This is a genomic window from Paenibacillus marinisediminis (genome assembly GCF_054343325.1).
Map to the genome: position 1 here is coordinate 1 of NZ_JBTGUH010000052.1, position 223 is coordinate 223.

Here is a 223-nt window from a genome sequence, read left to right on the forward strand (position 1 = left end):
CTATGCAGAGATGACGGATGAAGGCAGAGACATCATGGATCGCATCATGCCTAGTCAAGCCAGCACGTTGAACCGTGCCTTAAGCGGACTGACGACAGAGGAGAAAGAACAGGCGATCAGCTTGTTGAAGAAGCTTGGGATTCAAGCCGAGCGTCTATGTTCCAACAAAGCGTCTCAATAAACGCTGCGAAATAGGGGCAGCCAGTTCAGGTTATAGACATCG

1 pseudogene is annotated in these 223 nt (G+C 50.2%); it reads left to right on the forward strand.

The features are described from left to right. Positions 1 to 181: pseudogene (locus tag ACXX53_RS23215) on the forward strand (MarR family transcriptional regulator); the annotation flags it as partial. Positions 182 to 223: the final 42 nt, after the last annotated feature.